The organism is Cupriavidus sp. 30B13 (genome assembly GCF_049059565.2).
In the GTDB taxonomy this organism is placed as follows: Bacteria; Pseudomonadota; Gammaproteobacteria; order Burkholderiales; family Burkholderiaceae; genus Cupriavidus.
This window is the reverse complement of the sequence record NZ_CP188224.1, coordinates 556,953-581,888: the sequence shown is the minus strand read 5'-3', so window position 1 is coordinate 581,888 and position 24,936 is coordinate 556,953. Positions and strand designations below refer to the sequence as shown.

The window sequence follows — 24,936 nt, the reverse complement described above, 5'->3', positions numbered from 1 at the left end:
CGTTACTGTTACCGTCATTGTCCTTGCTCCTTGCTCGTGCGTTTTTCCAGGAAGGCCGCCATCACGCGCTGGGGCTCGCCGTCGGCATAGCATTCGAGCTGCGCGCGGATCCCCGCCACGCAGGCCTCGTCGAAGCCGGGCTGGCTCATGGCGCGCAGGCGCTGCTTGGACAGCCGCACCGCCGTCGGCGGCAGCGCGGCCAGCGCGCGCGCGCGCGCCAGCGCGGCGCCCGTCAGCGCGTCCGCCGCGGTGAGTTCCGTCACCAGCCCGATCTCATAGGCGCGCTGCCCGCTCACCAGGTCGCCCGACAGCGACATCTGCGCGTTGTGGGTATGGCCCACGTGCAGCGTCATCAGGTAAGAGCCGACGATGCTGGCCAGGCCGGCCTTGACCTCGGGCTGGCCCCAGCGGCTGTCCGGCGTGGCGATGCGCCAGTCGGCGCACAGCGCCACCTGGAAGCCGGCGCCGGCGGCCACGCCCTGCACGGCGGCCACGCACGGCTTGTCGAGATCGCGCACGGCCTGGTACATGGCGCGCTGCCGGTTGAGCCACGGCACGATCTGCTGCCACGTGACCGCCGCCGCCTCGTCGAGGTCCTGCCCCGCGCAGAACGCGCGGGCGCCGGCGCCGGCCAGCACCACCGCGCGCACCGCCGGCGCGCGGTTGAGCTCGTCGAGGCTGGCGATCAGTTGCGCGCGCAGCGCATCGTTGACCGCGTTCATGCGCCCGGGGCGGTTCAGCGTGACCACGGCGACGCCGCCGTCCAGCGCGACCGTGACTTCGTTTTCAGGCATGTCTGTGCTCCGTCTTTGGTTGTTGGGGGATGGCCGCCGCGGCGCCTCAGCGCATTTCCACCACCGCGTCGACCGCCACCACGCCCTGCCCGGCCGGCATCACCATCAGCGGATTGATGTCCACGGCCTTGAGCGAGGCGCGATAAGCCAGCGCGAAATCGCCGAGCGCAACGGCCGCCGCCGCGAGCGCGTCGAGGTCGAGGGCCGGCATGTCGCGATAGCCGCCGAACAGCGGCGCGACGCGCAGGCGCCGGCACGCCGCGCGCGCCTCGTCCGCGCTGAACGGCGCCAGCAGCGTGACGATGTCCTGGCGCAGCTCCAGCAGCGTGCCGCCTTCGCCGATCATCACCAGCGGGCCGAGCGCGGGATCCACGGTGACGCCGAGCGCGAACTCGTGCGTGCCCTTGACCATCCGCGCCACCACCACGCGCGGCGCGGCCTCGCCAAGCCCGGCCAGCTTGTCCAGGCAGTCCTGCGCCGCCGCGCGCACGCCGGCGGCATCGGCCAGGCGCAGCCGCACCAGGCCGTGCTCGCTCTTGTGCGGCACGCCCGCCGCGCAGCCCTTGACGGCCACCGCTCCGCCGCCCAGCGCGGCGAACGCGGCCACCGCCTCGGCGCCGCTGGCGCATTGCCGGTGCGCGACCACCGGCACGCCGTGCTCGGCCAGCAGGGCCAGGCTCGCGTGTTCGTCGAGCAGGCCGCGGCCGGCCCACGCCCGCGCGGCGGGCAGCGCCCGGGCGGCGCCGGCGCCGCCGAGCTGCCGGTGCGCGGCGTACTGGCCGAGCGCGCCGATGGCGTCGGCCTCGGTGATGAAGGCGGGGATGCCGCGCGCGGCGAAGGCCGCGCGCACGTCCTGCTGCGGCGCGCTGACGACGAGCGGCTTGGCGTGCCGCGCGAGAAACGCGGCGGCGTCGCGCGCCAGCGCCGGCACGTCGTAGCCCGGCCCGGCCACGGGGATGCCGATCATGACCATGTCCGCTTCGGGATCGCTGCCCAGCACGTCCAGCACGCGCGGAAACATGTCGCCCTTGCCGAGCAGCGCGGCGGTCATGTCGAGCGGGTTGTTGACGCTGCCGAACTCCGGCAGGATCGCGGCCAGCCCCTGCCGGGTGGCCGGGGCCAGCTCCGCCAGCGGCAGCGCGGCGCGCTCGGCCAGGTCGGCTGCCATCACGCCCACCGCGCCGCTGTGGCTCATCACCACCGTGCGGCCGGCCGCCGGATCGTGGCCTTGCAGGTACAGCGGCGTGGCGCGGATGAACTCGTTCATGTCGCGCGCGCGCCAGATGCCGTGGCGCGCGAGGAACGCGTCGATGGCGGCGTCGTTGCCGACCAGCGCGCCCGTGTGCGAGGCCGCGGCCACCGCGCCGCGCCGGCTGCTGCCACTCTTGAGCGCCACCACGTGCGCGCCGCGCGCGCGCGCCACGGCCGCCGCGGCGGCCAGGCGCCCGGGGTCGGACAGCGTCTCCAGGTAGACCAGGATCACGCGGATGGCGGGATCGGCCGCGACCGCCTCGGCCATCGCGCAGGCATCGAGGTCGGCGTCGTTGCCGGTGGCGACCAGGTAGCGCACGCCGAAGCCGGCCTGGCGCAGCAGCGCGTACGGCATCACGCTGGCCGCGCCGCTCTGGCTGATGATGGCGATGGGGCCGTCGGCGGGCGCCACTTCCATGAACATGGTGCTGAAGTTGAGCACCGCGCCGCTGGCGAAGTTGGCCGTGCCCTGCGCATTGGGCCCCACCAGGCGCATGCCGCCGGCATTGGCCGCGGCCACCAGCGCGGCCTGCCGCTGGCGGCCGGCCTCGCCGATCTCGCCGAAGCCCGAGGCCATCACCACCGCCGCCTTGACGCCGAGCTCGCTGCACTGGCGCACCTGCGCCAGCGTGGCGTCGCCCGCCACCGCGATCACCACGGCGTCCGGCACCGCGCCGATCTCGCCGACGCTGGCATACGCGCGGTGGCCCTGGATCTCGGCGCGGCCGGGATTGACCGGGTAGACCTGGCCGGCGAAGCCGAAGCGGTTGAGGTAGTGGATCGGCCGGCCGCCGACCTTGTTGGGGTTGTCCGAGGCGCCGATCACGGCGACGGAGCGAGGGCGGAACAGGGCTTCGAAATGCGGAGTCATCGAGGTGCTTGCGTGCGTGCTGTGCGGGGAATCGGCGCGGGGATGCATGGCCACGCGCCTTCAGTCGAGGCTGGCGCCGGAGGCCTTGACCACGGCCGACCACTTGCCCGCGTCGCGCTGGACGACCTGCGCGAAATCCTGCGGGGTGCCGGGCATCGGCCTGGCGCCCAGCGCGGCCAGCTGCGATTTCACCTCGGCCTGGCCGAGCACCTTCTGCAGCTCGCCGTTCAGGCGCCCGATCACCGCGGGCGGCGTGCCCTTCGGCGCGGACAGCCCGAACCAGATCGTCACGTCGAAGCCGGGCAGGCCCGACTCCGCCACCGTGGGCACCCTGGGCAGCGCCTCCGAGCGCGCCGGGCCCGTCACGGCCAGCGCGCGGACCTTGCCGGCGCCGATGTACTGCGCCTGGCTGGAGACGGTGTCGAACATCATCGAGATGCGCCCGCCCAGCAGGTCGGTGAAGGCGGCGGCCGAGCCCTTGTAGGGCACGTGCACGATGTCGATGGCGGCCATCGACTTGAACAGCTCGCCGGACAGGTGGTTGGAGCTGCCGTTGCCGGCCGAGCCGAACGTCAGCGTGCCCGGCTTCTGGCGTGCCAGCGCGATCAGGTCCTTGACGCTGGCCGCGGCGGACGCGGGCGGCACCACCAGCACGTTCACGGTGGAGGCCACCGAGCCGACGGCGTCGAAGGCCTTGACCGGGTCGATCTTGAGCGTCTTGTACAGCGAGGGGTTGATCGCCATCGTCCCGGTGGTCGAGAAGAACAGCGTGTAGCCGTCCGGCGCGGCCGCGGCGACGGCTTCGGTGGCGATGGTGCCGCCGGCGCCGCCGCGGTTGTCGATCACCACCGGCTGGCCGAGCTGCTGCGACAGGTGCTGGCCGATCAGGCGGGCCATGGCGTCGGTCGGGCCGCCGGCCGGAAACGGCACCACCAGCCGCAGCGGCTTGTCGGGATAGGCCGTGGCGGCGGCGGCCGGGCCGGCGAGGCTGGCGAGCGCCAGCACGGCAGGCGCGATCCGGCGCAGGAAGAATGCGGAAGGTCTCACGAATTGTCTCCATCGTTGTCTTGCGCTGGCTCGATGTGCCGAATGGCCAGGCGTGAGCGCAGTGTAGAGACCCCGACGGAAATGCATAAGCGTAGAATCGGATATACCTGATATCCACTATTTGCATGGGCTGGCGCGGCGCCTGCCTTCCACGACATGAACATCAAGCAACTCGAAACGCTGGTGCTGGTGGCGGAGCTCGGCTCGCTGTCGCGCGCCGCCCGGGCCACCGGCGTGGCCCAGTCGCTGGTCAGCCGCAGCATCGGCCAGCTCGAGGCGCAGTGGGGCGACCGGCTGTTCGAGCGCACCGGACGGGGCGTGGTGCTGTCGGAATTCGGCCGGCGCATCTTTCCGCAGGTGCAGTTGCTGCTGGCGCAGTCGGCACGGCTGCAGGACGAGGTGAAGGACGCGGCGGGAGTGCCGTCGGGCGTGGTCCGCGTGGGCGTGCTGCCGTCGATGGCGCGCCGGCTGGTGACGCGGCTGTTCGAGGACACGCAGGCGAAGGCGCCCGGCGTGCTGCTTCATATCTCGGAGGGATTCAGCGGCCAGCTCGACGAGCAGCTCGTCTCGGGGCGCATCGACATGGCGGTGGTCAGCCGCTACGGCCACGGCCCGCGCCAGGACGAGGACATCGTCGGCCAGGTCGGCACCTACCTGATCTGCGCCGGCACCCATGCGCTGGCGCGGCGGCGCGAGCTCGCGCTGCGCGAGCTCGCCGGCCTGCCGCTGGTGCTGCCGTCGGCGCCCAACGGCCTGCGCTCGATCCTGGACCAGCATGCGCGCCAGCATGGCATCGCGCTGAACGTGGTGCTGGAGGTCGAGTCGCTGGCGACCATGAAGCAGGTCGTCATGGGCGGGCACGCCATGACCATCCTGCCGCTGCTCGGCGTGGACGACGAGCTCCACGCGGGGCAGCTCGGCGCGCTGGAGATCCGCAAGCCGGAGATACCGCGCACGATCGCCATCGGCATCACGCGGCACCACCCGCTGTCGCGCGCGTCGCGCTACGTGCTGTCGCGGCTGCACGACGTGGTGCCGGCGCTGATCGCGGCCGGCACCGGCGGCGCGCCCGCGCCGAAGTAGGCGCGCGGGCCTGCGCGCCCGCCTCAGCGCCGGGCCTGGGCCAGTTGCGGCACGCGCTCGGCGCCGGCCGCGGGCGCATTGCCTTCCACCGGCCTGCCGCGCTGCGAGGCATGCCACGGCAGCAGCTTTTCCTCCGCCCATTCGAGCGCCTTGAACAGGATCACGCCGAGCGCGCACAGCAGCGCCAGCGCGACGAACACGGTGGGCGTGTCGAAGCTGCCCTGCGCCACCAGGATCACGTGGCCGAGGCCGGTCTCGCCAGCCACGAACTCGCCCACGATGGTGCCCACCAGCGCGAACGACACGCCGACCTTCATGCCCGCGAAGATGCTCGGCAGCGCGCTGGGAAAGCGGATCTTCCACAGCACCTTGCTGCGCGAGGCCTGGTTGGCGCGCGCCATGTTGAGCATCTCGGGATCGACCGACTTCAGCCCGAGCACGGTGTCGATCAGGATCGGGAAGATCGCGATCAGCATGGCGATGGCGACCTTGGGCGCCGAGCCGGTGCCGAGCCAGATCACGAACAGCGGCGCCAGCGCGACCTTGGGCACGGCGTTGAGCGCCACCATCAGCGAGTACAGCGTGCGCTCCAGGAAGCGCGAGTAGACGATGCCGATGGCCGCGCCCACGCCCAGCAGCACGGCGATGGCAAAGCCGGCCAGCGTGGTCTGCAGGGTGTCCAGGCTCTGCATCAGCAGGAAGCCCGGCTGCGACAGGAACTGCGCGAAGATCTTGCTCGGCGGCGGCAGCAGGAACTCGCGCACGCCGAACGCGCGCACCGCGCCTTCCCACACCAGCAGCAGCACCACGATGGTGAGAACGGCCAGGCGGCTGTTCTCGGAACGTTTCCAGATCCGCTTCATTGCTTCATCCCCCCTCATCCCCTGTAGATGCCAAGCTCGCGGAAGATCTGGCGGATCTGCGCGACATAGCCCGCGAACGCTTCGGTTTCCCGCACCGCCAGCCCGCGCGGGCGCTCCAGCTCGATCGGAATCACCGCGGCGACGCCGCCGGGATTGCGCGACATCACCACCACCCGGTCGCTCAGGTAGACCGCCTCCGAGATCGAGTGCGTGATGAACAGCACGGTCTTGCCGGTGGCCAGCCAGGTGCGCTGCAGTTCTTCGTTGAGATCGTCGCGCGTGAACGGGTCGAGCGCGCCGAACGGCTCGTCCATCAGCAGCAGCTGCGGGTCCACCAGCAGCGCGCGGCAGATCGAGGCGCGCTGGCGCATGCCGCCGGACAGCTCCCACGGATAGCGGTCGGCGAACGCGCCCAGGCCGAACAGGTTGAGCACGGCGCGCGCGCGCTCCTCGAAATCGCGCCGGTCGAGGTCGTGGAACTCGGCGGCGATCAGCACGTTGTCGAGGATGGTGCGCCAGTCCAGCAGCAGGTCGCGCTGGAACACCACGCCCATGTTGGCCGGCGGCCCCACGATGGGGTCGCCCTGCAGCGCGAGGTGGCCGCTGGAGATGGGCTCCAGCCCGGCCACGCACTTGAGCAGCGTGCTCTTGCCGCAGCCGCTGGGCCCGACGATGCTGACGAACTCGCCTTCCTCGATGTCGAGGCTGACGTCCTTGAGCGCGTAGAGCGGCTCGCGCTGCGAATGATAGATCTTGTTGAGCTGCCCGATCTGCAGGAATGCCGACATCTTTCCGTCTCCCGCGCCTAGTTCGCCAGCATGGCGTTGGTGTAGTAGTCGGCCGGCTTGTGGCCGGGCTTGATCATGCCGGCCTGCTCCATCGAGCGGATCGCGGCGGCCCAGTCGGCGTCGTCCTGGCGGCCGAACGGCAGGCTCTTCTGCGTGGGGCTGTCGAAGAACGGGCGGTAGGCCTGGATCTGCGCCTGCAGGATCTGCGGGTCGAGCTTGACGTTGGGCCGCTGCGCCTGGATCGCCGCCACGCCTTCGTCGACGTGGCCGTTGTAGATGTACTCCCACGCGCGCACCTGGATTTGGGCGAACTTCCGGATCGCCGCGCCCTTCTCGGCCAGCCGCTGCGGCGTGGCCACCAGGCCGTAGCTGGGAAAGTTGATGCCGCTGTCGGACAGCAGCAGCGCCTTGGCCGGGCGCACCTTGGACACCATCGGCTGGCCGAACGGCGCCTGCGAGAGGAAGCCGTCGCTGTTGCCCGAGGCGTAGGTGGAGATCATCGCCGCCGGCGCCACCATCACGATGCTGGCCTTGCCCTTGGCGATGCCGTTGGCCTTGAAGTAGGGATCGATGAACGGCGCCCACGGGCTGGTGGTGAAGCACACCAGCTTCTTGCCGACCAGGTCCTGCACCGACTTCACGCCGAGCTTCTCGTCCACCATCACGGCCAGGTCGCCCTTGCGCGCGAAGCCGGCGATGGACATCAGGTCCAGCCCGTTTTCCTTGGCCACCGCCATGGTGCCGAGCTGCACCTGGCCCACGTCGGCCTGGCCGGCGGCCAGCAGTTGCAGGGTGTTGATGGTGCCGGTGCCGTCCTGCACCTCCACGTCGAGCCCGGCCTCCTGGAACCAGCCCTTTTGCCTGGCCAGGTGCATGGCCGCGTGCATGCCCCACGGCGAGTAATCCATCCGCACCAGCAGCTTCTGCTCGGCGGCCTGCGCCATGGAGGCGGCCGTCAGCAGCATCGATGTCGCGGCGGCGGCGCAGGCGCGCCAGGCCAGTTTCATGACAGAAGAACGCATCGTAGTTTCCTTGTGGGCGTGGGCGGGTATCGATGTGTACCCGCCTCCGGTGTGACCGTGAATCCGTGAAAGCGTGAATCCGTGAATCCGTGAATCCGTGAATCCCTGCCGCGGTGCCGCCGCGACCGGGCCGCGCCTACGCCGCCCTGGCCAGCCGCTGCGCGCGCAGCGCGGCGGTGGCGGCGACGTCGACCTCGCCGGTGGCGGGGTCCGCCACCACATGGTAGTGCTCGCGCACGAAGCCGGCGCTGAGCTTGTGGTTCCACACGTCCTCGCGGATGCGGCCCAGGTCGCGCGCGAGCGGATCGCCGAAGCCGCCGCCGCCGGGCTGGATGTGCGTGACCAGGTCGCCGCGCGCGATCGTCATGCCGATCTTGCTCGGCAGCTCGGTGGTGGCCCCGTCATGCTCAAGCAGGTTGCGTGCCGGCCTGGCCGCCTCGCCGCCGGCCAGTCCGTATGGCGAGAACTTCATGCGGTCCGCGCGCAACTGCAGCAGCGCGTCCGGCGCCAGCACGCGGTAGCTGCGGCGGATGCCCAGGCCGCCGCGGAACTGGCCCGCGCCGCAGGAGTCCTCGACCAGCTCGTAGGCTTCCACGCGCACCGGGTGCTGCGCCTCGAGCGTTTCCACCGGCGTGTTGGACAGGTTCTGCGAGGCGTTGGTGATGGCCTCGATGCCGTCGCTGGCCGGCCGGCCGCCCCAGGCGCCGCAGATCATGTCGACGATGATGTAGGGCTTGCCGTTGTCGCCCTTGCCGGACAGGCACACCACGGTGTTGCCGCCCTCGCCGGCGGCGGGGATGCGGTCCGGCACGATCTGCGCGAGCGCGCCGAGCATGGCGTCGAACACGCGGTAGCCGGTCAGCGCGCGCGCCGCCACCGCGCTCGGCGGCAGCGGGTTGAGCACCGAGCCTTCGGGCACGTGCACCTCGATGCAGCGGAACACGCCCGCATTGTTGGGCACGTCGCCCTTGAGCGCGCAGCGCACGCTCAGGTAGGTGCACGACTTGGTGTACGACAGCGTGGAGTTGATGGCCGCGCGCACCTGCGGCGACGAGCCGGTGTAGTCCGCGCTGACGTGGTCGTCGTGCACGGTCAGCGCCACCTGGATCGGGATCGGCTCGGGCGAGAGGCCGTCGTCGTCGATGTAGTCGGTGAAGTGGAAGGTGCCCTTGGGCCATTTGCGGATTTCCTCGCGCGTGAGGCGCTCGGCGTAGTCCAGCAGTTCGTTCAGGTAGGCGCGCGTGTCCGCGCGGCCGTAGCGGTCGAACAGCGCGGTCAGCTCGCGCACGCCGACCTGGGTGGCGGCGTACTGCGCCTTGAGGTCGCCCAGCACCCGGTCCGGCACGCGCACGTTCTGCGCGATGATGCGCTCGAGCGTGTCGTTGACCTGGCCGGCCTCATAGAGCTTGAGCACCGGGATGCGCAGGCCTTCCTGGTAGATCTCGGTGGAGTCGCTGGCGTTGGAGCCCGGCACGCGGCCGCCCACGTCGGTGTGGTGGCAGATCACCACGCACCAGCCCTCGAGCTCGCCGCGGTAGAAGAACGGCACGAACATGAAGATGTCCGGCAGGTGCATGCCGCCCTGGTACGGGTCGTTGACGATGACCGCGTCGCCGGGGCGCAGCGCGTCGCCGTAGCGCGCCTGCACCGCTTCCATGGCCTCGGGGATGGCGCCCAGGTGCAGCGCGATGGTCTTGGCCTGGGCCACCATGCGGCCGTGGCGGTCGCAGATGGCGGCGGAATAGTCCATCACGTCCTTGACGATCTCCGAGCGCGCGGTGCGGATGACCGTGTAGGCCACTTCGTCGACGATGGAATCCATCGCGTTCTTGACGACCGCGAAGGTCACCGGGTCGAACTGCGTGCTCATGCTGCCTCCTGGGGGCTGTCGATGTCGATGATGATGTTGCCGATCTTGTCGGCGCGCGCCGAGGCGCCGGGCGGCACCACGATGGTGGTGTCGTAGGACTCGATGATGAGCGGCCCCTGGCGCGGCGCGGCGGTGATGGCCGAGCGCGGCACCAGCTGCGTTTCGCGCGGCGCCTGGTCGCGCCCGAAGCTCACCGGGCGCGTGCCGGCCACGCCGTGCAGCGCGCTGGCGTCGACCTGGATGGCGTCGAAGTCCAGCCGCTGGTCGCTGCGGCCGTAGGCGCTCAGGCGGATGTTGACCAGCTCGAGCGGCTCGTCGTTGCGGTAGCCGAAGGTCTGCTGGTAGAGCGCGCCGAAGTCTTCCACCAACCGCGCGATGGCGGCCGCGTCGGGCGCGGCGCCGTCGCGTCCGCCCGCCAGCGGGATGGTCAGCTCGGAGCTCTGGCCCAGGTAGCGCAGGTCGATGCCCACGGCGATTTCCACCGCCTCCTGCCCGTAGCCTTCCAGCGCGAGCACCGCCAGGCCCTGCTGGCGCAGCTCCGCGATCACCGCGCCGATGCCGGCCGCGTCGCACTCGGCCAGCGGGCGCAGGATGGCCTTGACGAAGTTGTGCTCGGCGTCGGCGCACAGCATGCCGGCCGAGCAGAACACGCCCGCCATGACCGGCGCGATCACGCGCCTGATGCCGAGCAGCATGGCCACGTCCACCGCGTGCAGCGGGCCGCCGCCGCCGAAGGCGATCATGGTCATGTCGCGCGGGTCGCGCCCGCGCTCCACCGTCACGGCGCGCAGCGCGCGCGCCATGCTGACGTTGGCCACGTGGCGGATGCCGTGCGCGGCGGCCAGCGTGTCGAGGCCGAGCGGGGCGCCGATGTGCGTGTCGATGGCGCGCACCGACTGCGCCGGGTCCACCTTGAGGCTGCCGCCGGCGAGCGCGGCGGGATTGAGATAGCCGAGCACCATGTTGGCATCGGTCACGGTGGGGCGGTCGTTGCCGCGGCCGTAGCAGGCCGGGCCCGGATTGGCGCCGGCCGACTCCGGCCCCACGCACAGCAGGCCGCCGGCATCGATCCACGCCAGCGAGCCGCCGCCCGCGCCCACCTCGGCGATGTCGATGGCGGGCACCTTGAGCACGTAGCCGCCGCCCTTGACGAAGCGGCTCGGCGCGCTGATGCCGTCGCGGAACTCGTATTCGGTGGTCAGCGACGGCACGCCGTCGGTGATGATGGAAGCCTTGGCGGTGGTGCCGCCCATGTCGAACACGATCAGGTCGCTGCCGCCGCCGAGCGCGCCGATCTGCGCCGCGCCGGCCACGCCGCCGGCCGGGCCGGAGGCCACCGCGAACACCGGCTTGTCGCTGGCGCTGCCCACGCCCATCATGCCGCCGTTGGAAGCCATCACCTGCAGCGACGCGGTCACGCCCATGCGGCCGAGGTCGTCCTTGAGGCGGCGCAGGTAGGTGCGCATGGCCGGCAGGATGTAGGCGTTGACCACCGTGGTGCTGGTGCGCTCGTACTCCTTGATCTCCGGCAGCACGTCGCACGACGCGGTCACCAGCAGGCGCGGGAACTCGCGCTCCAGGCGCGCCTTGGCCTGCAGCTCGTGCACCGGGTTGATGTAGCTGTTGATGAAGCAGATCGCCAGCGCCTCCACGCCCTCTTCCACCAGCCCGCGCGCCACGCGCAGCACCTCGTCGGCGTCCAGCGGCACCACGATGTTGCCGCGCGCGTCGATGCGCTCGTTGAGGCCGCGGCGGTAGCGCCGCGGCGCCAGCGGCAGCGGCTTCTGCCAGCCCAGGTCGAACATGGTGGGCGTGCGGATGCGCCCGATCTCCAGGACGTCGCGGAAGCCCGCCGTGGTCAGCACGCCGGTGCGCGCGCCCACCTTCTGCAGGATGGTGTTGGAGGCCGTGGTGGTGCCGTGCACGATCTCGGTAATGTCGCCCGGCGCGATGCCGGCCTGCGCGATCAGCGCCTTGAGACCGGTCACGATGGCCTCGCCGAGATCGTGCGGCGTGGTCGAGGTCTTGTTGACGAACAGGCGGCCGTCCGGCATGGCCAGGACGATGTCAGTGAAGGTACCGCCGATGTCGCAGCCGACGCGCACGCCCGCCTTGCTTCCTGCTTGAACCATGTCCTCTCCAGATTCCAGATTTGTGAGGCGCGGGCAACTTGCCCGTGCCGCGCGATCCCTTGCCGGGGACTGCGCACCGATTCATCAGCTAACTAACTAGTCAGTACAATAGAAGACGCGTTTTGGCTTGTCAACCGGGTTTTCACGGAGCACAAGAATGTTGCCTGGCAAGGCTTTGCGCATGTTTTTTGTGCATGCCGGGCGGTGTACACTAACCATCTGGTTAGCGCACGCACCATCACGGCGCAGCGCTTCGCACAACTTCAAGGAAACCATCGCCATGCCAGCCACCGCCAAGACCGCGCGCAAGCCCAAGCCCCGCGATGCCCAGGCCACGCGCGAAAAAATCCTGCAGATGGCGTCGAAGGAATTCGCCGCCAAGGGCTTCGACGGCGCGCGCGTCGACAGCATCGTGGCGCGCAGCAAGATCAGCAAGAACCTGGTCTACCACTACTTCGACAGCAAGGAAGCGCTGTTCATCGAAGTCATGGAGCGCGCCTACGCCGCCATGCGCGAGCGCCAGAACGAGCTCGGCCTGACCGGCGACAACCCGGTCGACGACATGCGCGCGCTGGTGATGCACACCATCCAGCATTTCATCGAGCAGCCCGAATTCATCCTGCTGCTCGGCACCGAGAACCTGCACAAGGCCGAGCACATCCGCCAGTCCAAGGTGATTCCGGCCATGTTCAATCCGCTCAAGAGCGCGCTGGCGGAAATCCTCGAGCGCGGCAAGGCGCAGGGCGTGTTCCGCCCCGACGCGGACTGGGTCGATCTCTACGTGTCGATCTCGGGGCTGGGTTCCTACTTCATCTCGAACCGCTACACGCTGTCCTTCGTGCTGGGCGTGGATCTTGCCGCGCCGGAGCGCGTGGCCTCGCGCCTGCGGCATGTGCCGGACATGGTGATGAGCTACCTGTGCAATTTCGGCGAAGCGCGCGCCGGGGCGCCGGGCTGTCCGCAGGCGGCGGCGCAGCCCGCCGAGGCGGAGGCGCCGCAGCCCTGAGCGCGAGGCGCGCCACATTTTCCTGCGCCTGCGCGGCATCAGGCATACCATAGGCAGTGGACCAACCACCAAGCCAGGGGGTGCCATGCGCGACCGCTATCTTTCCCATCTGCGCGACACGCTCGACGCCATCCGCGCCGACGGCTTCCACAAGACGGAGCGCGTCATCGCCAGCCCGCAGGCGGCCGATATCCGGCTGGCCGGCGGCGAGCACGTCCTGAACTTCTGCGCCAACAACTACCTGGGCCTGGCCGACGACCCGCGCCTGGTCGCGGCGGCGCGGCGCGGACTCGAGCAGGACGGCTTCGGCATGGCATCGGTGCGCTTCATCTGCGGCACGCAGTCGGTGCACAAGACGCTGGAGGCGGCGCTGGCGAAATTCCTGCGCACCGGCGACAGCATCCTCTACTCGAGCTGCTTCGACGCCAACGGCGGCCTGTTCGAAACGCTGCTCGACGACCAGGACGCGGTCATCAGCGACGAGCTCAACCACGCCAGCATCATCGACGGCGTGCGCCTGTGCAAGGCGAAGCGCTACCGCTACCGCAACAACGACATGGCCGGCCTGGAAGCGCGCCTGCAAGAGGCCGATGCCGCCGGCGCGCGCTTCAAGCTGATCGCCACCGACGGCGTGTTCTCGATGGACGGCATCGTCGCCGACCTGCGCGCGATCTGCGACCTGGCCGACCGGTACGGCGCGCTGGTGATGGTGGACGACTCCCACGCGGTCGGCTTCGTCGGCGAGCACGGGCGCGGCACGCCCGAGCTGTGCGGCGTGGAGGGCCGCGTGGACATCGTCACCGGCACGCTCGGCAAGGCGCTGGGCGGCGCGTCCGGCGGCTACGTGGCGGCGCACCGCGAGATCGTGGACCTGCTGCGCCAGCGCTCGCGCCCCTACCTGTTCTCCAACTCGCTGGCGCCCAGCATCGCCGCGGCCACGCTCGAGGTGCTGGAGCTGCTGGCCAGCGGCGAAGGCGCCGCGCTGCGCCGGCGCGTGCGCGAGAACGGCGAGCACTTCCGCCGCGAGATGAGCGCGCTCGGCTTCACGCTGGTGCCCGGGCAGCACCCCATCATCCCGGTCATGCTGGGCGACGCAGCGCTCGCCACCGGCATGGCCGACGCGCTGCTGGCCGAGCACGTGTACGTGGTCGGCTTCTCCTTCCCGGTGGTGCCCAAGGGCCGCGCGCGCATCCGCACGCAGATGAGCGCCGCGCACACCCCCGCCCAGATCGAGCGCGCGGTCGCCGCCTTCGCCAAGGTGGGCCGGCAGTTCGGCGCCATCGCCTGAGCCGGCGAGCCGCATCGGTACAGCACAGCAAGGAGCCCAGCCATGAAAGCCCTCGCCAAGACCGAACGCGCGCCCGGCCTGGCCATGACCGACGTGCCGGTGCCGGAGGTCGGCCACAACGACGTGATGATCCGCATCCGGCAGACCGCCATCTGCGGCACCGACATCCACATCTGGAAATGGGACGAGTGGGCGCAGCACACCATCCCGGTACCGATGCAGGTAGGGCACGAATACGTCGGCGAAATCGTCGCCATCGGCCAGGAAGTGCGCGGCCTGGCCATCGGCGACCGCGTCTCCGGCGAAGGGCACATCACCTGCGGGTTCTGCCGCAACTGCCGCGCCGGGCGCCGCCACCTGTGCCGCAACTCGGTGGGCGTGGGCGTCAACCGGCCCGGCGCCTTCGCCGAATACCTGGTGATTCCCGCCTTTAACGCCTTCCGCATCCCCGACGACATCCCGGACGAGATCGCCGCCATCTTCGATCCGTTCGGCAACGCCACCCACACCGCGCTGTCGTTCAACCTCGTCGGCGAGGACGTGCTCATCACCGGCGCCGGCCCGATCGGCATCATGGCCGCCGCCATCGCCCGCCACGTGGGCGCGCGCAACGTGGTGATCACCGACGTCAACGACTACCGCCTCGCCCTGGCCCGCAAGATGGGCGCCACGCGCGCCGTCAACGTGCAGCACGAAAACCTCGGGGACGTGGCCGCCGCGCTGCACATGACCGAGGGCTTCGACGTCGGCATGGAGATGTCGGGCGTGCCGAGCGCGTTCGCCACCATGCTCGAGCACATGAACCACGGCGGCAAGATCGCCTTGCTCGGCATCCCGCCGTCGCAGATGGCGATCGACTGGAACCAGGTCATCTTCAAGGGCCTGGAAATCAAGGGCATCTACGGCCGCGAGATGTTCGAGACCTGGTACAAGATGGTCGCCATGCTGCAAAGCGGGCTCGACCTGACGCCCATGATCACGCATCGCTACAGCGTGGACGATTTCCAGGACGGGTTCGCGGCCATGCTGTCGGGCAACAGCGGGAAGGTGGTGCTGGACTGGACCGGCGGCCGCACACTGCGCGCCGGCGGCACTTCATAGCGTGATGACGCTTCTCCCCGTGGCGCCCTGCGGGACGAACTGATGGATTGTCTTGCCCGCCATCACACCGGGCTGGGCGGTGAAAGCGACGCCGTCCAGATGGGTTCCGGCAGCCCCGACAATGGAAAACGCGGTCGATCCGAATTGCCCCGGAGCCAGCTTGTAATCACTCTCCAGCTCGGGAAAATCCTCGCGAACCTTGTCCTGGAAGGCGCCGTATTCCGGACGCGTGATCAGCTTCGTCACGCCGGGACCATCGATGTTGTATCCCGACAGGCCAAAGAACTTGCCGACCATTTCGGCCAGTGCGCCGCCGAGGGAGTGGCCGGAGACGTCGACTTCCTCACGTACTTCTTCAAGCGTAGGCGGACGTTTCAGTCTGAATTGGAGATCGCCGGCGATTATCTTCATGGCTTCGTATGAGAATGACAACGCATCAGTCATCTCTGGATGCCATCTCACTGCATGCAAATCCTGTCCAGCCAACACAAGATCTGCGATGGCATCGCCTTTTAGATCATCGGTACCAGCAATAGCGATGTGATATTTTCCACTCTGGCTATCCTTGTAAAGTGCCGCCTGGAAATCGGGAGAGGTGGCTTTGAATTTTTGAACCGTCACTGGATCACTCCAACCGACCGATAGCGGATTTGTTCCAGGCCCTGTACCATATGCACCTTTGGCAAAAGGTATGTATTTTATTATTGCCCCATAGTCAGTCGCCATAGCCTTGCCGCCCTCCAGTCACGAACAGATTTATCTATTATTTTATCGATTGACGATGAAGAAATCCTTCGACCAGCGCTCTGTAATTAAGGCCGCGCGCCTTATCGATCATGCGGACCTTATCGGTGAATGATTCAGGCAACTCAACAACATGGGCAAACTCACTTAGTAAGCGATCATCATCTCTGTAAGTCTTGTCCCCTATAATACGAAAATCTATAACGAATTTCCGTACATCCTGCGCCTCCATCCGCGGATTGGTAAACATACCCGTACTTCCCTCTACAGCCAGATAGTCAATACCGGCAAATACATGTGCAAAGTATGCTTGTTCATGCAACGTGGTAATCGGCCAGACAATTCGGCCTTCCTTGATACCAGATATCCCGATTTGGGATATTTCGAATGCCTTGATTGGTATTTCACGATCAGGAGACTCGGCACGTAGCACCTCACTCATCCTTTTCCTTGACCGTGCCACCATATAGGTGGACGGAAGAGAAGGAACCAGCGCAATCGAGGTCTCAATCCTTTTTGGAAGAGACACCTCCGACTTGAAATACAACTCGAACCTCAGAGATTTTGGAGCGCCGCATTTCTCTTCCACTCCATTAAACCTGCAACGCTCTTCGTCCCTGTTTTCCGAAATGGCAAATGCTACCGCCTCGGCCCCCTTCAGTTCCTTGCTGACGAACTCGGGCGGCATGCAATATCGCTCGGCGAACTCCGGCGTTACGGTCCAGATATAGTGATCCTTCGTATAAACACCTTTTCCAGGACGCGGCCCCGTGTAATAACCGTCCGGGCAGCTCTGGTACTTGGCCCGGATTTCCGCCTCGTCCAGCCGCTGGAATGGTGCCTTTGGCAGTTCTTGCGCAGGAATGACTTCCGATGCCAAGGCAGCGGCGACGAGAAAAACCGCCGTGTACGGGCGCTTCAATCCGAGACATGCGGTGAAATGAGTCCACACCCGTCTTCCGTTAATGAGCATAGATCCCTGCTGGACATGCATTTGCGCCGGTCTCCCAATCGCCGTTTCATTGCTGCACCGGAAGCCACCGCACGGTCGCATCCGCTAAGCATGTGATAACGGATGCTATCTCCCGACGCACGCCTTTGGTTCTCGGAAAAGTCTATTTATAAAGAAGAAATTTCCGAAAATAATCCGATAATCTGGCGGCACGGAATTTATCGCCGGAAGCCCCCGGGCATCTGCGCGAGCGCCTTTCCATGCTTCCGCAGTCCGGCTCTGCTCATCCACGCCGGAGCCGGCCTGCCACACAATCTGCGCCAGCGCCAAAAACTTCCCCACCGCCGTCACAACCCCATTCCCTCCGCCGTCTTGTAATCACGCGAGGCACACAGGGCGCCCGCGCAACCAGGCAAAGGGAATCCCATGACTACCGCACGTCTCAATTTCTTTCAGCTCGCCACGCCAATCGCCAGCGGTCCGACCATGGCGAAGTAATCCGCCAGCACACCGGGCTGGGCGGTGAAAGCGACGCCGTCCAGATGGGTTCCGGCAGCCCCGACAATGGAAAACGCGGTCGATCCGAATTGCCCCGGAGCCAGCTTGTAATCACTCTCCAGCTCGGGAAAATCCTCGCGAACCTTGTCCTGGAAGGCGCCGTATTCCGGACGCGTGATCAGCTTCGTCACGCCGGGACCGTCGATGTTGTATCCCGACAGGCCGAAGAACTTGCCGACCATTTCGGCCAGTGCGCCGCCGAGGGAGTGGCCGGAGACGTCGACTCGTGCGCGGATGTCGGTGAGTTCCGGCGGACGGCCAAGTTCCCGCTCCAAATCGCTCCGAATCTGCTTAATAGCCTCATACGAGAATGACAATGCATCGGTCATCTCTGGATGCCATCCGACCGCATACGCATCCTGCCCGGCCAATACGAGGTCCGCCATGGCATCGCCTTTGAGATCGTCTGTTCCGGCAATGGCGATATGGTATTTCCCGCTTTGACTGTCTTTATAGAGTGCTGCCTGGAAGTTTGGAGAAGTGGCTTTGAAGTCAGTCACCGTGACCGGTTGATTCCAGCCTACGGCCAGCGGCTGCGTACCTGAGCCGGTGCCATAGACGCCCTTCGCAAACGGCATGTATTTTATGATTGCACTGTAATCACTAGCCATTCTCTCTTTCTCCGATAGTCGCAGATAGAACTACTGTTTATCTTTGCGATCTTCGGCGCAGATATTCTTCAACCATTGCCTTGTAGTTCAATCCTCGCACCTTGTCGATAGCCCGAATCTTGTTTGAGAACGACTCCGGCAACTCTACTAAATATGCAAAATCATCTAGCTTTCTGCCGTCATTGGAAGGAGTCTGATCACCCAATCTTCTTATCGTGATCGCAAACCTTCGTACATCCAATGCTTCCATCCTCGGATTGGTAAACATGCCGGTGCTTCCCTCCACCGCCACGTAGTCAATACCATCGAAAACGCGAGAGAAATAGGTCTGTTCATGCAGCGTAGTGATCGGCCAAACTATCTTTCCATCCTTTACACCGGATATTCCGATCTGCGATCGCTCGAATGCCTTGGTCGGTATCGTTCTCTCTGGCTTGTTCTTTCTTAGCTTTTGATATTGACTTTCCGACATGCCGATCATGAAAACGGAAGGCACATTTGGCACAGTCGCCACAGTGGTATCCACTGCCTTGGGCAAAGAGATATCAGACCTGAAATAGAGCTCAAACCGCATTCCCTTCTCAAATCCGCAGCGCTCTTCGTTTCCGTTATAGGAACACCGCTCCTCATCTCTACGCTCACTAATTTTGAACGCAACGGCCTCGGCCCCCTTGAGTTCTGAACTGACAAACTCCGGCGGCATGCAAAATCGCTCCGCAAACTCCGGCGTCACCGCCCAGATATAGTGATCTTTCGTATAGACACCCTTTCCAGGGCGGGGTCCCGTGTAATAGCCGTCCGGACAGTTCTGGTACTTGGCTTTGATTTCGGCTTCATCCAGCCGCTGGAATGGTGCTTTTTGCGGCTCTTGCGCAAGAACGACTCCCGATACCAAGGCAGCGACGACGAGAAAAGCTGCCATATACGGGCGCCTTGACCCGACACATGCGGCAAGACAAGTCCACGCTCGCCTTCCGTTAATGAACATCGTTCCCTGCTGGACATGCATTTCCGGCTGTCTCCCAATCACCGTTTCATCGCTGCATCGGAAGCCACCGCACGGTCGCATCCACTTGGCACGTGATGACGGATGCTATCTCCTGATGCACGTTTTTGGTTCTCGGAAAAATCTATTTATAAAGAAGAAATTTCCGAAAATAATCCGATAATCCGGCGGCGCGGAATTCATCGCCGGAAGCCCCCGGTACCTGCGCGGGCTTCGTTGCACATTCCCGCAGTCCAGTTCCCCTCTTCCACACCGGCGCCAGCCGGCAGCAATCTGCGCCGGCGCAAGAAAATCCCCACCGCTGTCACAACCCCACGCCCTCCCCCGTCTTGTGATCATGCGAGGCGCACAGGGCGCCCGCGCAACCAGGCAAAGGAATCCCATGACCACCGCACGTCTCAATTTCTTCCAGCTCGCCCCGGCCAACCTGAAGGCGATGATCAATCTCTCGGGCACTGTCAAGCAGAGCTCGCTCGGCGCCAGGCTGGTGGAGCTGGTGCAGTTGCGCGTCTCGCAGATCAACGGCTGCGGCGTCTGCATCGACATGCACTGGCGCGACCTCGTCAAGCAGGGGGCCGAGCCGCGCCACCTGAACGCCGTCGCCGGCTGGCGCGAGGCGCCGTTCTTCGACGCCCGCGAGCGCGCGGCGCTGGCGTGGGCGGAGGCTGTCAACGCGCTGCCGCAGCGCGACGACACGGATGCGGTCTATCCGGCGCTGCGCGAGCAGTTCGGCGAGAACGAGATCGCCGAGTTGTCCTACGCGATCGCGGCCATCCGGGGGTGGAACGTGATCAACCTGAGCCTGCGCAACCAGATCCCGCAGAATCCGCCGCCCGGATTCTGAGCGCGGGCAGCCGCGCCGGTCGGCCGGCCCAGGCCAGGCCGGCCACGTCTTGCGCAACGGACGGCGGCGTCATGCCGCTGTCCCCGATTTCTCAACGAAAGGACTTGCCATGAAAATCGTCATCATCGGAGGTAGCGGCCTCATCGGGCGCAAGCTGTCGGCGCTGCTGGAGCAGGCCGGCCACGCCGTATTCGCTGCCTCGCCATCGGCGGGCGTCAACTCGGTCACGGGCGAAGGGCTGGCGCCCGCGCTGGCGGGCGCGGAGGTGGTCGTGGACGTCACCAACTCGCCTTCCTTCGAAGACGAGGCCGTCATGCATTTCTTCCGGACGTCGACGGCGAACCTGCTGGCGGCCAGCGCCGAGGCTGGCGTGCGCCACTTCGTCGCGTTGTCCGTGGTGGGCGCGGAGCGGGTTCCGGACAGCGGCTATTTCCGCGCCAAGGTCGCCCAGGAAGCGCTGATCGAGCGCGGCGGCGTGCCGTTCACCATCCTGCGCGCCACGCAGTTCTTCGAGTTCCTGAAATCGATAGCGCAGGCCGGCGCCGGCGACGGCACCGTGCGGCTGCCGTCCGCCCCGCTCCAGCCCATTGCCGCGGCCGACGTCGCCGCGGCGCTTGCCGACGTGGCATGCCAGGCACCGCTCAACGGTACCTGCGAAGTGGCGGGCCCCGCGTCGTTTCCGCTCGACGCGCTGGTCCGGCGCGTGCTGCGCGCCGGCGGGGATCCGCGCGAGGTGGTGACCGATCCGGACGCGCCGTACTTCGGCACGCGGCTCGCCGCGGATTCCCTCATCGCGGGCAGCCAGGCCAGGACCGGCAAGACCTCGCTGGAAGCCTGGCTCGCGGCCGCGCCGGACGCGCGCTGAGCCGCTCCCGGCACAGCGCCCGGCAGGATGGCCATGAGCGGCTCAGGGCACGCCAGGCGCCAGCTTCGTGGCCGCCAGCTCGCGGCCCAGCGCGGCGGCGATGCGCGCGAGCTTGTCCGGGTTCCGCTGCGCGTGGATGCGCACGATGCGCGCGCCGTCGGTCTCGATGGCTTGCGCCGATTCCAGCGCGCCGTCGATAAAGCGCAGCAGGCCCCACTGGCCATTGAGGATGACGGCCTCGAACTGCACGGCGCCCCGGTACCGCAGGCTGGTGGCGAGGTAGAGCTGGGCGATGCGCTGGCCGCCGACCAGCGGCACGCCGAAGCTGGGCACCTTGCCGCCGCCGTCGCCGATGAGCTGCGCGTCCTCGGCAAGCATGGCCTTGAGCGCGCCGAACTCCCCGCGCGTGGCGGCGTCGGCAAACCCTTGCAGCAGGCGCAGGTGGGTCTCGGGCGGCACCGCGTAGCGCGGCCGTCCGTCCTGCAACTGCGCTTTCGCGCGGTGGACGATCTGCCGGCACGCGCTCTCGGTCTTGCCGAGCGCGTCGGCCACTTCGCCGTAGTCCGCGTCGAACACCTCGCGCAGCAGGAACGCCGCGCGCGCTTCGGGCGCGAGGCGTTCGAGCATCGCGAGAAAGGCGACCGATACGTCGTCGGCGCGCTCGACGATCTGCTCCGGCGTGGGCGGCGAATCGGCCATCACGGGCTCCGGCAGCCACGTGCCGACGTAGTGCTCGCGCTGCACCTTGGCGCTGCGCAGCCGGTCGATGGCCAGGCGCGTGGTCACGGAGACCAGCCAGGCCTCGGCGCTGTCGACGGTCTCGCTGGCAGTCCCGTGCCAGCGCAGCCACGCGTCCTGCACGACTTCCTCGGCCTCGGCGGCCGAGCCCAGCATGCGGTAGGCGATGCCCTGCAGCCGGGGGCGGAGGCGGGTAAAGGTTTCGGTGTCTTCGTTCATGGCTCCCCCCAGACGTTTGGCATCCCTGTGTTGTGACAGCCATTGCGCCACGGCCGGGCAACGGCGCACTGACGGGCGGCGGCTGGATTGATACTAGACCGTCCGCGCCGGCCCGGGCCGGCTGCCGGATACCGCACATGCCGGCGCCGCGGCCAGCGGCATGGAACGTGACAGCGCGGCGCTGTCACAAGGCCGCCGCGCCGGACGTCTTGCAGTCACCGGCACCGGGCGAATCCGCCCGCATGCCGCCGCGCCGCCCAGATCACGGCGGCCTCACCAGACAAGGACAAACCATGCCACGCCTCAAGAAACTCGCAGTCTTGCTGAGCCTCGCCTCAGGCTCCCTGATGGCCCAGCCGCCGGCGGCGGCGCCGGAGCCCGTCGTCACCCCGGTGATGACCGTAGCGCTGGCCGACATGCCCGGCAAGGAAGCGCTGATGCTCACGGTGACCTACCCGCCGGGCGGCGCCGATCCCGTTCACCGCCACGACGCGCACGGCTTCATCTACGTGCTGGAGGGCAGCATCGTGATGGGCGTGAAAGGCGGCAAGGAAGTGACGCTGAAACCGGGGCAGACGTTCTACGAAGGCCCGCAGGACATCCACACCGTCGGCAGGAACGCGAGCCGCACGCGGCCCGCGAAGTTCCTCGTGCTGCTGATCAAGGACCAGGGCGCCCCGGCGCTGCTGCCGGTGAAATGAGCGGTGGAATAGCCGATGAGATTGCCATGGCGGCATCCGCGGCGGCACGGCTCACTCCACCGTCACCACGATCGCCACCCGCCGGTTCTCCGCCCGCCCGGCCGCGGTGCGGTTGTCGGCCACCGGCCGGCTCTTGCCGAGCCCGCGCACTTCGATGTTGGCGGGCGGGAAGGCTTTCTCGGCCAGCACCCTGGCCACCGCCTGCGCGCGCCGCACCGAGAGCTGCTGGTTGTATTCGGCCGAGCCGGAGTCGTCGGTGTGGCCGTCGAGCCGGACGCGTTCGATGCCGGCATCCTTGAGCGCCATGCCGATGCGCTGCACGATGGCCTGGTGGTCGGCGCTGATGGTGTCCTCGTTCAGGCCGAACAGCACCTTCTCGGACAGGTTCAGTTCCCAGCCGCTGCCGGTGAGCTGGAAGCCCTGCTGCCTGAGCGTCTCGACCTGCGGCGCGGTGAGCTTGCCGCCCGTGGTGGCCTGGCAGGCGGCGAGGCTCAACATGGCGGCGGCCAGGACGGCGGCCAGCCGCAGCCTTGCGCTGCCGGACAGGTTCGATGACACGATGGATCTCCTGTTTCTGTTCCGTGGGATGCCGCTATCCGGGCACGGCCTCGGCCGTGGCCAGGTGCGGCTGGGCGCTCTGCCAGCATCCGCCGCGGCCGCGCTTGGCCTGGTACATGGCTTCGTCGGCCTTCTGCAGCAGCCCGGCGGCGGTCTGCGCGTGCAGCGGGAATACCGCCAGGCCGACGCTGAGCGAGGCCTCGATGCAGGCGCCGCTGCTGAGCTGGACCGGGTCTTTCATGCGCAGCAGGATGTGCTCGGCCACCTGGATGATGTCGGCCGGCCGGCGCAGCGCGGTGACCAGCACCGCGAATTCGTCGCCGCCGATGCGCGCGACGAGATCGCCTTCGCGCAGGCAGGCGCGGATGCGCTGGGCGATGCCGGCCAGCACTTCGTCGCCGGCGGCATGGCCGAAGGTGTCGTTGATTTCCTTGAAGGCGTCGCTGTCGAGATAGAGCACGCCCACGTGCGACCGCGACGCCGCGGCGAAGCGCACGGCGCGGTGCAGCGCGTCCTCGAAGGCGGCGCGGTTGAGCAGCCCGGTCAGGCTGTCGTGGCTGGCGCGGTGGGCCAGCGAGCGGTTCTCGTGCTGGAGCTGGTCCTGCCAGCTTTCCAGCTCGTCGAGCAGGCCGTTGAAGTCTTCGCCCAGCGCGTTGAGCTCGGCGATGCGGGCCGGCGGCGTGCGCTGGTCGAAGGCACGCTCGGAGCGCACCGCGTGGGCCACGCGCATCAGGTTGCGCACCGGCTCGATGATGTGCACCAGCATGCGGCTCGACATGTAGTGCGCGCTCACCGCGGTCAGCAGCAGGCAGGCGAGCAGGCCGAGCAGGCCGCTGGCCACGAACTGGAACAGGTTGGCGGGATCGGCGCTCAGGCGCACGGTGCCCACCACCTGAGTCTCGTGCAGGATGACCTGCTCCACCGGGCCCAGGTCCATCAGGCGGCTTGCCAGCCGCTGCAGGCCGGCAAAGCGCACGCTGGCCGGATGATGCCATTCGGCCAGCAGATGGTCGTCGCGGTCGTAGACGCTGGCCTGCGCCACTTCCGCGGTGGCGATGGCGACCAGCGCCTCGCGGGTGGCGGCCGGGTCGCGGAACACCACCGGCGCTTCCAGCGTGTAGGCCAGCGAGCGCGCGATCAGGTGCAGGTTGTGGTCGGCGTAGACGCGCAGCGCCGCCAGCCCGAGCGCGGTCAGCGAAAGCCCCGCGGTGCAGACGGCGATCAGCGCCACGCTCAGGTGGATGCGGCGCAGCGTGTGATAGAGCGTGGGGCGCGCCGCCGCGCCGGGACGGTCATGCGGCTTCATGACGGTGGGCTCCGCCGCCGGCCGAGCTGCAGCACGCCCGGATGGATATGGATGCCGCTGCGTGCCACCGAGTCCAGGTTGACGCGGAACGAGACGCGGCTGTCGGCCACGCTCAGGCAGAACATGCTGCCGGTCTCGCATTCGAAGTCTTCTTCGGTGATCACCAGCACGGGGCGCCCGCCCAGTTCGGCCGCCACCTTCCTGCGGCTGGCGTCGGTCATGGCGGCCAGGTAGACGGAGTCGCAGCCGGCCATCGATCCCGCGCTCATGACGTCGATGCGGCGTGCCTGCACCGGGCGCCCGGTAGCCAGCGTGCCCCCGTCGGCGAGCCTGCCGGCGTAGCGCGCCGAGCTGTCCACGCACAGGCGCAGCACGTCGCGCTCGACCGGCCAGCGCGCGTAGCCAAGCAGGCTGTAGACCGTGCGCATCACGGCCTCGGAGCGCGGCTGGGCGGTATCGGCGGCGGCCCCGGGCGGCTGCACGCACAGCAGCGCGGCGCACAAGGCCGGCAAGATGCGAAGGAGAAGGAGCCGGCGCAAGCGCCGCGAGCGGCTGCTCGCCTCGCCTGGGACTGTCATGGAATGGGGCAAGAAGGTGCTACCTGCCAAGTGACTTGTTCTGGGCAGATCGGGCCAGCCCGCGAGCGGACCGATCTGGCTCTGGCCAGGAGAAAACGCCCGGTGCCGCGCGGCGCGCCGGGAAGCTTTGCTAGCCCACA

Annotated in this window: 23 protein-coding genes; 7 read left to right on the top strand and 16 right to left on the bottom strand. The window is 67.8% G+C overall.

The genetic code is table 11. The features are described 5' to 3' along the window. Window positions 1-14: 14 nt before the first annotated feature. Genes ACKI2N_RS21950 through ACKI2N_RS21940 form a run of 3 tightly spaced genes read right to left on the bottom strand, consistent with a single transcriptional unit; the run spans window position 15 to window position 3,963 of the window. Complete coding sequence (locus ACKI2N_RS21950; RefSeq protein ID WP_420995617.1) at window positions 15-794, bottom strand: enoyl-CoA hydratase/isomerase family protein; 780 nt, start codon at window positions 792-794, stop codon at window positions 15-17. 46 nt (window positions 795-840) lie between these two features. Continuing rightward, window positions 841-2,916 (bottom strand): acetate--CoA ligase family protein, encoded by a 2,076-nt coding sequence (locus ACKI2N_RS21945; RefSeq protein ID WP_420995616.1) that lies wholly within the window; start codon window positions 2,914-2,916, stop codon window positions 841-843. 60 nt (window positions 2,917-2,976) lie between these two features. Beyond that, a complete protein-coding gene (locus ACKI2N_RS21940; RefSeq protein WP_420995615.1) occupies window positions 2,977-3,963 on the bottom strand; it encodes a Bug family tripartite tricarboxylate transporter substrate binding protein in 987 nt (328 codons plus the stop codon). 156 nt (window positions 3,964-4,119) lie between these two features. Between ACKI2N_RS21940 and ACKI2N_RS21935 the strand changes: the two genes are divergently transcribed. Continuing rightward, window positions 4,120-5,046, top strand: a complete 927-nt coding sequence (locus ACKI2N_RS21935; protein ID WP_420995614.1) for a LysR family transcriptional regulator — start codon at window positions 4,120-4,122, stop codon at window positions 5,044-5,046. 23 nt (window positions 5,047-5,069) lie between these two features. On the opposite strand, the gene ACKI2N_RS21930 is transcribed toward ACKI2N_RS21935, so the two are convergent. From ACKI2N_RS21930 to ACKI2N_RS21910, 5 genes are all read right to left on the bottom strand, one after another. Further along, window positions 5,070-5,909: an ABC transporter permease gene (locus ACKI2N_RS21930; RefSeq protein WP_420995613.1), complete on the bottom strand. Its 840-nt coding sequence runs from the start codon at window positions 5,907-5,909 to the stop codon at window positions 5,070-5,072. A gap of 14 nt (window positions 5,910-5,923) precedes the next feature. Further along, on the bottom strand, window positions 5,924-6,697 hold the full coding sequence (locus tag ACKI2N_RS21925) for an ABC transporter ATP-binding protein (RefSeq protein WP_420995612.1): 774 nt from the start codon (window positions 6,695-6,697) through the stop codon (window positions 5,924-5,926). 17 nt (window positions 6,698-6,714) lie between these two features. Next, a complete protein-coding gene (locus tag ACKI2N_RS21920) occupies window positions 6,715-7,719 on the bottom strand; it encodes an ABC transporter substrate-binding protein (RefSeq protein WP_420995611.1) in 1,005 nt (334 codons plus the stop codon). Between the two features lie 136 nt (window positions 7,720-7,855). Then, window positions 7,856-9,589 (bottom strand): hydantoinase B/oxoprolinase family protein, encoded by a 1,734-nt coding sequence (locus ACKI2N_RS21915; protein WP_420995610.1) that lies wholly within the window; start codon window positions 9,587-9,589, stop codon window positions 7,856-7,858. Continuing rightward, on the bottom strand, window positions 9,586-11,721 hold the full coding sequence (locus ACKI2N_RS21910; RefSeq protein WP_420995609.1) for a hydantoinase/oxoprolinase family protein: 2,136 nt from the start codon (window positions 11,719-11,721) through the stop codon (window positions 9,586-9,588). The genes ACKI2N_RS21915 and ACKI2N_RS21910 overlap by 4 nt, the downstream gene beginning before the upstream one ends. 280 nt (window positions 11,722-12,001) lie before the next feature. Here ACKI2N_RS21910 and ACKI2N_RS21905 point away from each other — a divergent pair, with 280 nt between their 5' ends. The 3 genes from ACKI2N_RS21905 (at window position 12,002) to tdh (ending at window position 15,116) form a co-directional block, all read left to right on the top strand. Next, window positions 12,002-12,727, top strand: coding sequence for a TetR/AcrR family transcriptional regulator (locus tag ACKI2N_RS21905; protein WP_420995608.1), 726 nt, complete (start codon window positions 12,002-12,004; stop codon window positions 12,725-12,727). Window positions 12,728-12,812: 85 nt separating this feature from the next. Next, complete coding sequence (locus ACKI2N_RS21900) at window positions 12,813-14,015, top strand: glycine C-acetyltransferase (RefSeq protein ID WP_420995607.1); 1,203 nt, start codon at window positions 12,813-12,815, stop codon at window positions 14,013-14,015. 42 nt (window positions 14,016-14,057) lie between these two features. Continuing rightward, window positions 14,058-15,116, top strand: a complete 1,059-nt coding sequence (gene tdh, locus ACKI2N_RS21895; protein ID WP_420995606.1) for an L-threonine 3-dehydrogenase — start codon at window positions 14,058-14,060, stop codon at window positions 15,114-15,116. On the opposite strand, the gene ACKI2N_RS21890 is transcribed toward tdh, so the two are convergent. The 4 genes from ACKI2N_RS21890 to ACKI2N_RS21875 form a co-directional block, all read right to left on the bottom strand. After that, the gene (locus tag ACKI2N_RS21890) at window positions 15,111-15,737 is read right to left on the bottom strand and encodes a hypothetical protein (RefSeq protein WP_420995605.1); all 627 of its coding nucleotides are present in this window, start codon (window positions 15,735-15,737) and stop codon (window positions 15,111-15,113) included. The genes tdh and ACKI2N_RS21890 overlap by 6 nt on opposite strands. 142 nt (window positions 15,738-15,879) lie before the next feature. Beyond that, entirely contained in the window at window positions 15,880-16,854 is a 975-nt protein-coding gene (locus ACKI2N_RS21885; RefSeq protein WP_420995604.1) for a hypothetical protein, read from the bottom strand. A 410-nt stretch (window positions 16,855-17,264) separates the two neighbouring features. After that, the gene (locus tag ACKI2N_RS21880; RefSeq protein ID WP_420995603.1) at window positions 17,265-17,981 is read right to left on the bottom strand and encodes a hypothetical protein; all 717 of its coding nucleotides are present in this window, start codon (window positions 17,979-17,981) and stop codon (window positions 17,265-17,267) included. A 37-nt stretch (window positions 17,982-18,018) separates the two neighbouring features. Further along, window positions 18,019-18,903 carry a hypothetical protein gene (locus ACKI2N_RS21875; protein ID WP_420995602.1) on the bottom strand — a complete coding sequence of 295 codons (885 nt, stop codon included), beginning with the start codon at window positions 18,901-18,903 and terminating at the stop codon, window positions 18,019-18,021. 466 nt (window positions 18,904-19,369) lie between these two features. On the opposite strand from ACKI2N_RS21875, the gene ACKI2N_RS21870 reads away from it, so the two are divergent. Further along, entirely contained in the window at window positions 19,370-19,831 is a 462-nt protein-coding gene (locus ACKI2N_RS21870; RefSeq protein ID WP_420995601.1) for a carboxymuconolactone decarboxylase family protein, read from the top strand. Between the two features lie 109 nt (window positions 19,832-19,940). Continuing rightward, window positions 19,941-20,696, top strand: a complete 756-nt coding sequence (locus ACKI2N_RS21865) for an SDR family oxidoreductase (protein WP_420995600.1) — start codon at window positions 19,941-19,943, stop codon at window positions 20,694-20,696. 42 nt (window positions 20,697-20,738) lie between these two features. Here the strand turns inward: ACKI2N_RS21865 and ACKI2N_RS21860 are convergent, their stop codons facing one another. Beyond that, complete coding sequence (locus ACKI2N_RS21860; protein WP_420995599.1) at window positions 20,739-21,653, bottom strand: RNA polymerase sigma-70 factor; 915 nt, start codon at window positions 21,651-21,653, stop codon at window positions 20,739-20,741. Between the two features lie 293 nt (window positions 21,654-21,946). Between ACKI2N_RS21860 and ACKI2N_RS21855 the strand changes: the two genes are divergently transcribed. Further along, window positions 21,947-22,354: a cupin domain-containing protein gene (locus ACKI2N_RS21855; RefSeq protein WP_420995598.1), complete on the top strand. Its 408-nt coding sequence runs from the start codon at window positions 21,947-21,949 to the stop codon at window positions 22,352-22,354. Between the two features lie 51 nt (window positions 22,355-22,405). Here ACKI2N_RS21855 and ACKI2N_RS21850 read toward each other — a convergent pair whose 3' ends face one another. From ACKI2N_RS21850 to ACKI2N_RS21840, 3 genes are all read right to left on the bottom strand, one after another. Continuing rightward, window positions 22,406-22,852 (bottom strand): OmpA family protein, encoded by a 447-nt coding sequence (locus ACKI2N_RS21850; protein WP_420995690.1) that lies wholly within the window; start codon window positions 22,850-22,852, stop codon window positions 22,406-22,408. Window positions 22,853-22,946: 94 nt separating this feature from the next. Then, window positions 22,947-24,218, bottom strand: a complete 1,272-nt coding sequence (locus tag ACKI2N_RS21845; RefSeq protein WP_420995597.1) for a diguanylate cyclase domain-containing protein — start codon at window positions 24,216-24,218, stop codon at window positions 22,947-22,949. Continuing rightward, window positions 24,215-24,796 carry a YfiR family protein gene (locus ACKI2N_RS21840; RefSeq protein ID WP_420995596.1) on the bottom strand — a complete coding sequence of 194 codons (582 nt, stop codon included), beginning with the start codon at window positions 24,794-24,796 and terminating at the stop codon, window positions 24,215-24,217. Before ACKI2N_RS21840 ends, ACKI2N_RS21845 begins: the two co-directional genes overlap by 4 nt. Window positions 24,797-24,936: the final 140 nt, after the last annotated feature.

What these genes read in the sequence shown, in the direction of transcription:
- ACKI2N_RS21950 (WP_420995617.1), bottom strand. Translation starts at nt 794, where the DNA reads ATGCCTGAAAACGAAGTCACGGTCGCGCTGGACGGCGGCGTCGCCGTG.
- ACKI2N_RS21945 (WP_420995616.1), bottom strand. Translation starts at nt 2,916, where the DNA reads ATGACTCCGCATTTCGAAGCCCTGTTCCGCCCTCGCTCCGTCGCCGTG.
- ACKI2N_RS21935 (WP_420995614.1), top strand. Translation starts at nt 4,120, where the DNA reads ATGAACATCAAGCAACTCGAAACGCTGGTGCTGGTGGCGGAGCTCGGC.
- ACKI2N_RS21930 (WP_420995613.1), bottom strand. Translation starts at nt 5,909, where the DNA reads ATGAAGCGGATCTGGAAACGTTCCGAGAACAGCCGCCTGGCCGTTCTC.
- ACKI2N_RS21925 (WP_420995612.1), bottom strand. Translation starts at nt 6,697, where the DNA reads ATGTCGGCATTCCTGCAGATCGGGCAGCTCAACAAGATCTATCATTCG.
- ACKI2N_RS21920 (WP_420995611.1), bottom strand. Translation starts at nt 7,719, where the DNA reads ATGCGTTCTTCTGTCATGAAACTGGCCTGGCGCGCCTGCGCCGCCGCC.
- ACKI2N_RS21915 (WP_420995610.1), bottom strand. Translation starts at nt 9,589, where the DNA reads ATGAGCACGCAGTTCGACCCGGTGACCTTCGCGGTCGTCAAGAACGCG.
- ACKI2N_RS21910 (WP_420995609.1), bottom strand. Translation starts at nt 11,721, where the DNA reads ATGGTTCAAGCAGGAAGCAAGGCGGGCGTGCGCGTCGGCTGCGACATC.
- ACKI2N_RS21905 (WP_420995608.1), top strand. Translation starts at nt 12,002, where the DNA reads ATGCCAGCCACCGCCAAGACCGCGCGCAAGCCCAAGCCCCGCGATGCC.
- ACKI2N_RS21900 (WP_420995607.1), top strand. Translation starts at nt 12,813, where the DNA reads ATGCGCGACCGCTATCTTTCCCATCTGCGCGACACGCTCGACGCCATC.
- tdh (WP_420995606.1), top strand. Translation starts at nt 14,058, where the DNA reads ATGAAAGCCCTCGCCAAGACCGAACGCGCGCCCGGCCTGGCCATGACC.
- ACKI2N_RS21885 (WP_420995604.1), bottom strand. Translation starts at nt 16,854, where the DNA reads ATGCATGTCCAGCAGGGATCTATGCTCATTAACGGAAGACGGGTGTGG.
- ACKI2N_RS21880 (WP_420995603.1), bottom strand. Translation starts at nt 17,981, where the DNA reads ATGGCTAGTGATTACAGTGCAATCATAAAATACATGCCGTTTGCGAAG.
- ACKI2N_RS21875 (WP_420995602.1), bottom strand. Translation starts at nt 18,903, where the DNA reads ATGGCAGCTTTTCTCGTCGTCGCTGCCTTGGTATCGGGAGTCGTTCTT.
- ACKI2N_RS21870 (WP_420995601.1), top strand. Translation starts at nt 19,370, where the DNA reads ATGACCACCGCACGTCTCAATTTCTTCCAGCTCGCCCCGGCCAACCTG.
- ACKI2N_RS21865 (WP_420995600.1), top strand. Translation starts at nt 19,941, where the DNA reads ATGAAAATCGTCATCATCGGAGGTAGCGGCCTCATCGGGCGCAAGCTG.
- ACKI2N_RS21860 (WP_420995599.1), bottom strand. Translation starts at nt 21,653, where the DNA reads ATGAACGAAGACACCGAAACCTTTACCCGCCTCCGCCCCCGGCTGCAG.
- ACKI2N_RS21855 (WP_420995598.1), top strand. Translation starts at nt 21,947, where the DNA reads ATGCCACGCCTCAAGAAACTCGCAGTCTTGCTGAGCCTCGCCTCAGGC.
- ACKI2N_RS21850 (WP_420995690.1), bottom strand. Translation starts at nt 22,852, where the DNA reads ATGTTGAGCCTCGCCGCCTGCCAGGCCACCACGGGCGGCAAGCTCACC.
- ACKI2N_RS21845 (WP_420995597.1), bottom strand. Translation starts at nt 24,218, where the DNA reads ATGAAGCCGCATGACCGTCCCGGCGCGGCGGCGCGCCCCACGCTCTAT.
- ACKI2N_RS21840 (WP_420995596.1), bottom strand. Translation starts at nt 24,796, where the DNA reads ATGACAGTCCCAGGCGAGGCGAGCAGCCGCTCGCGGCGCTTGCGCCGG.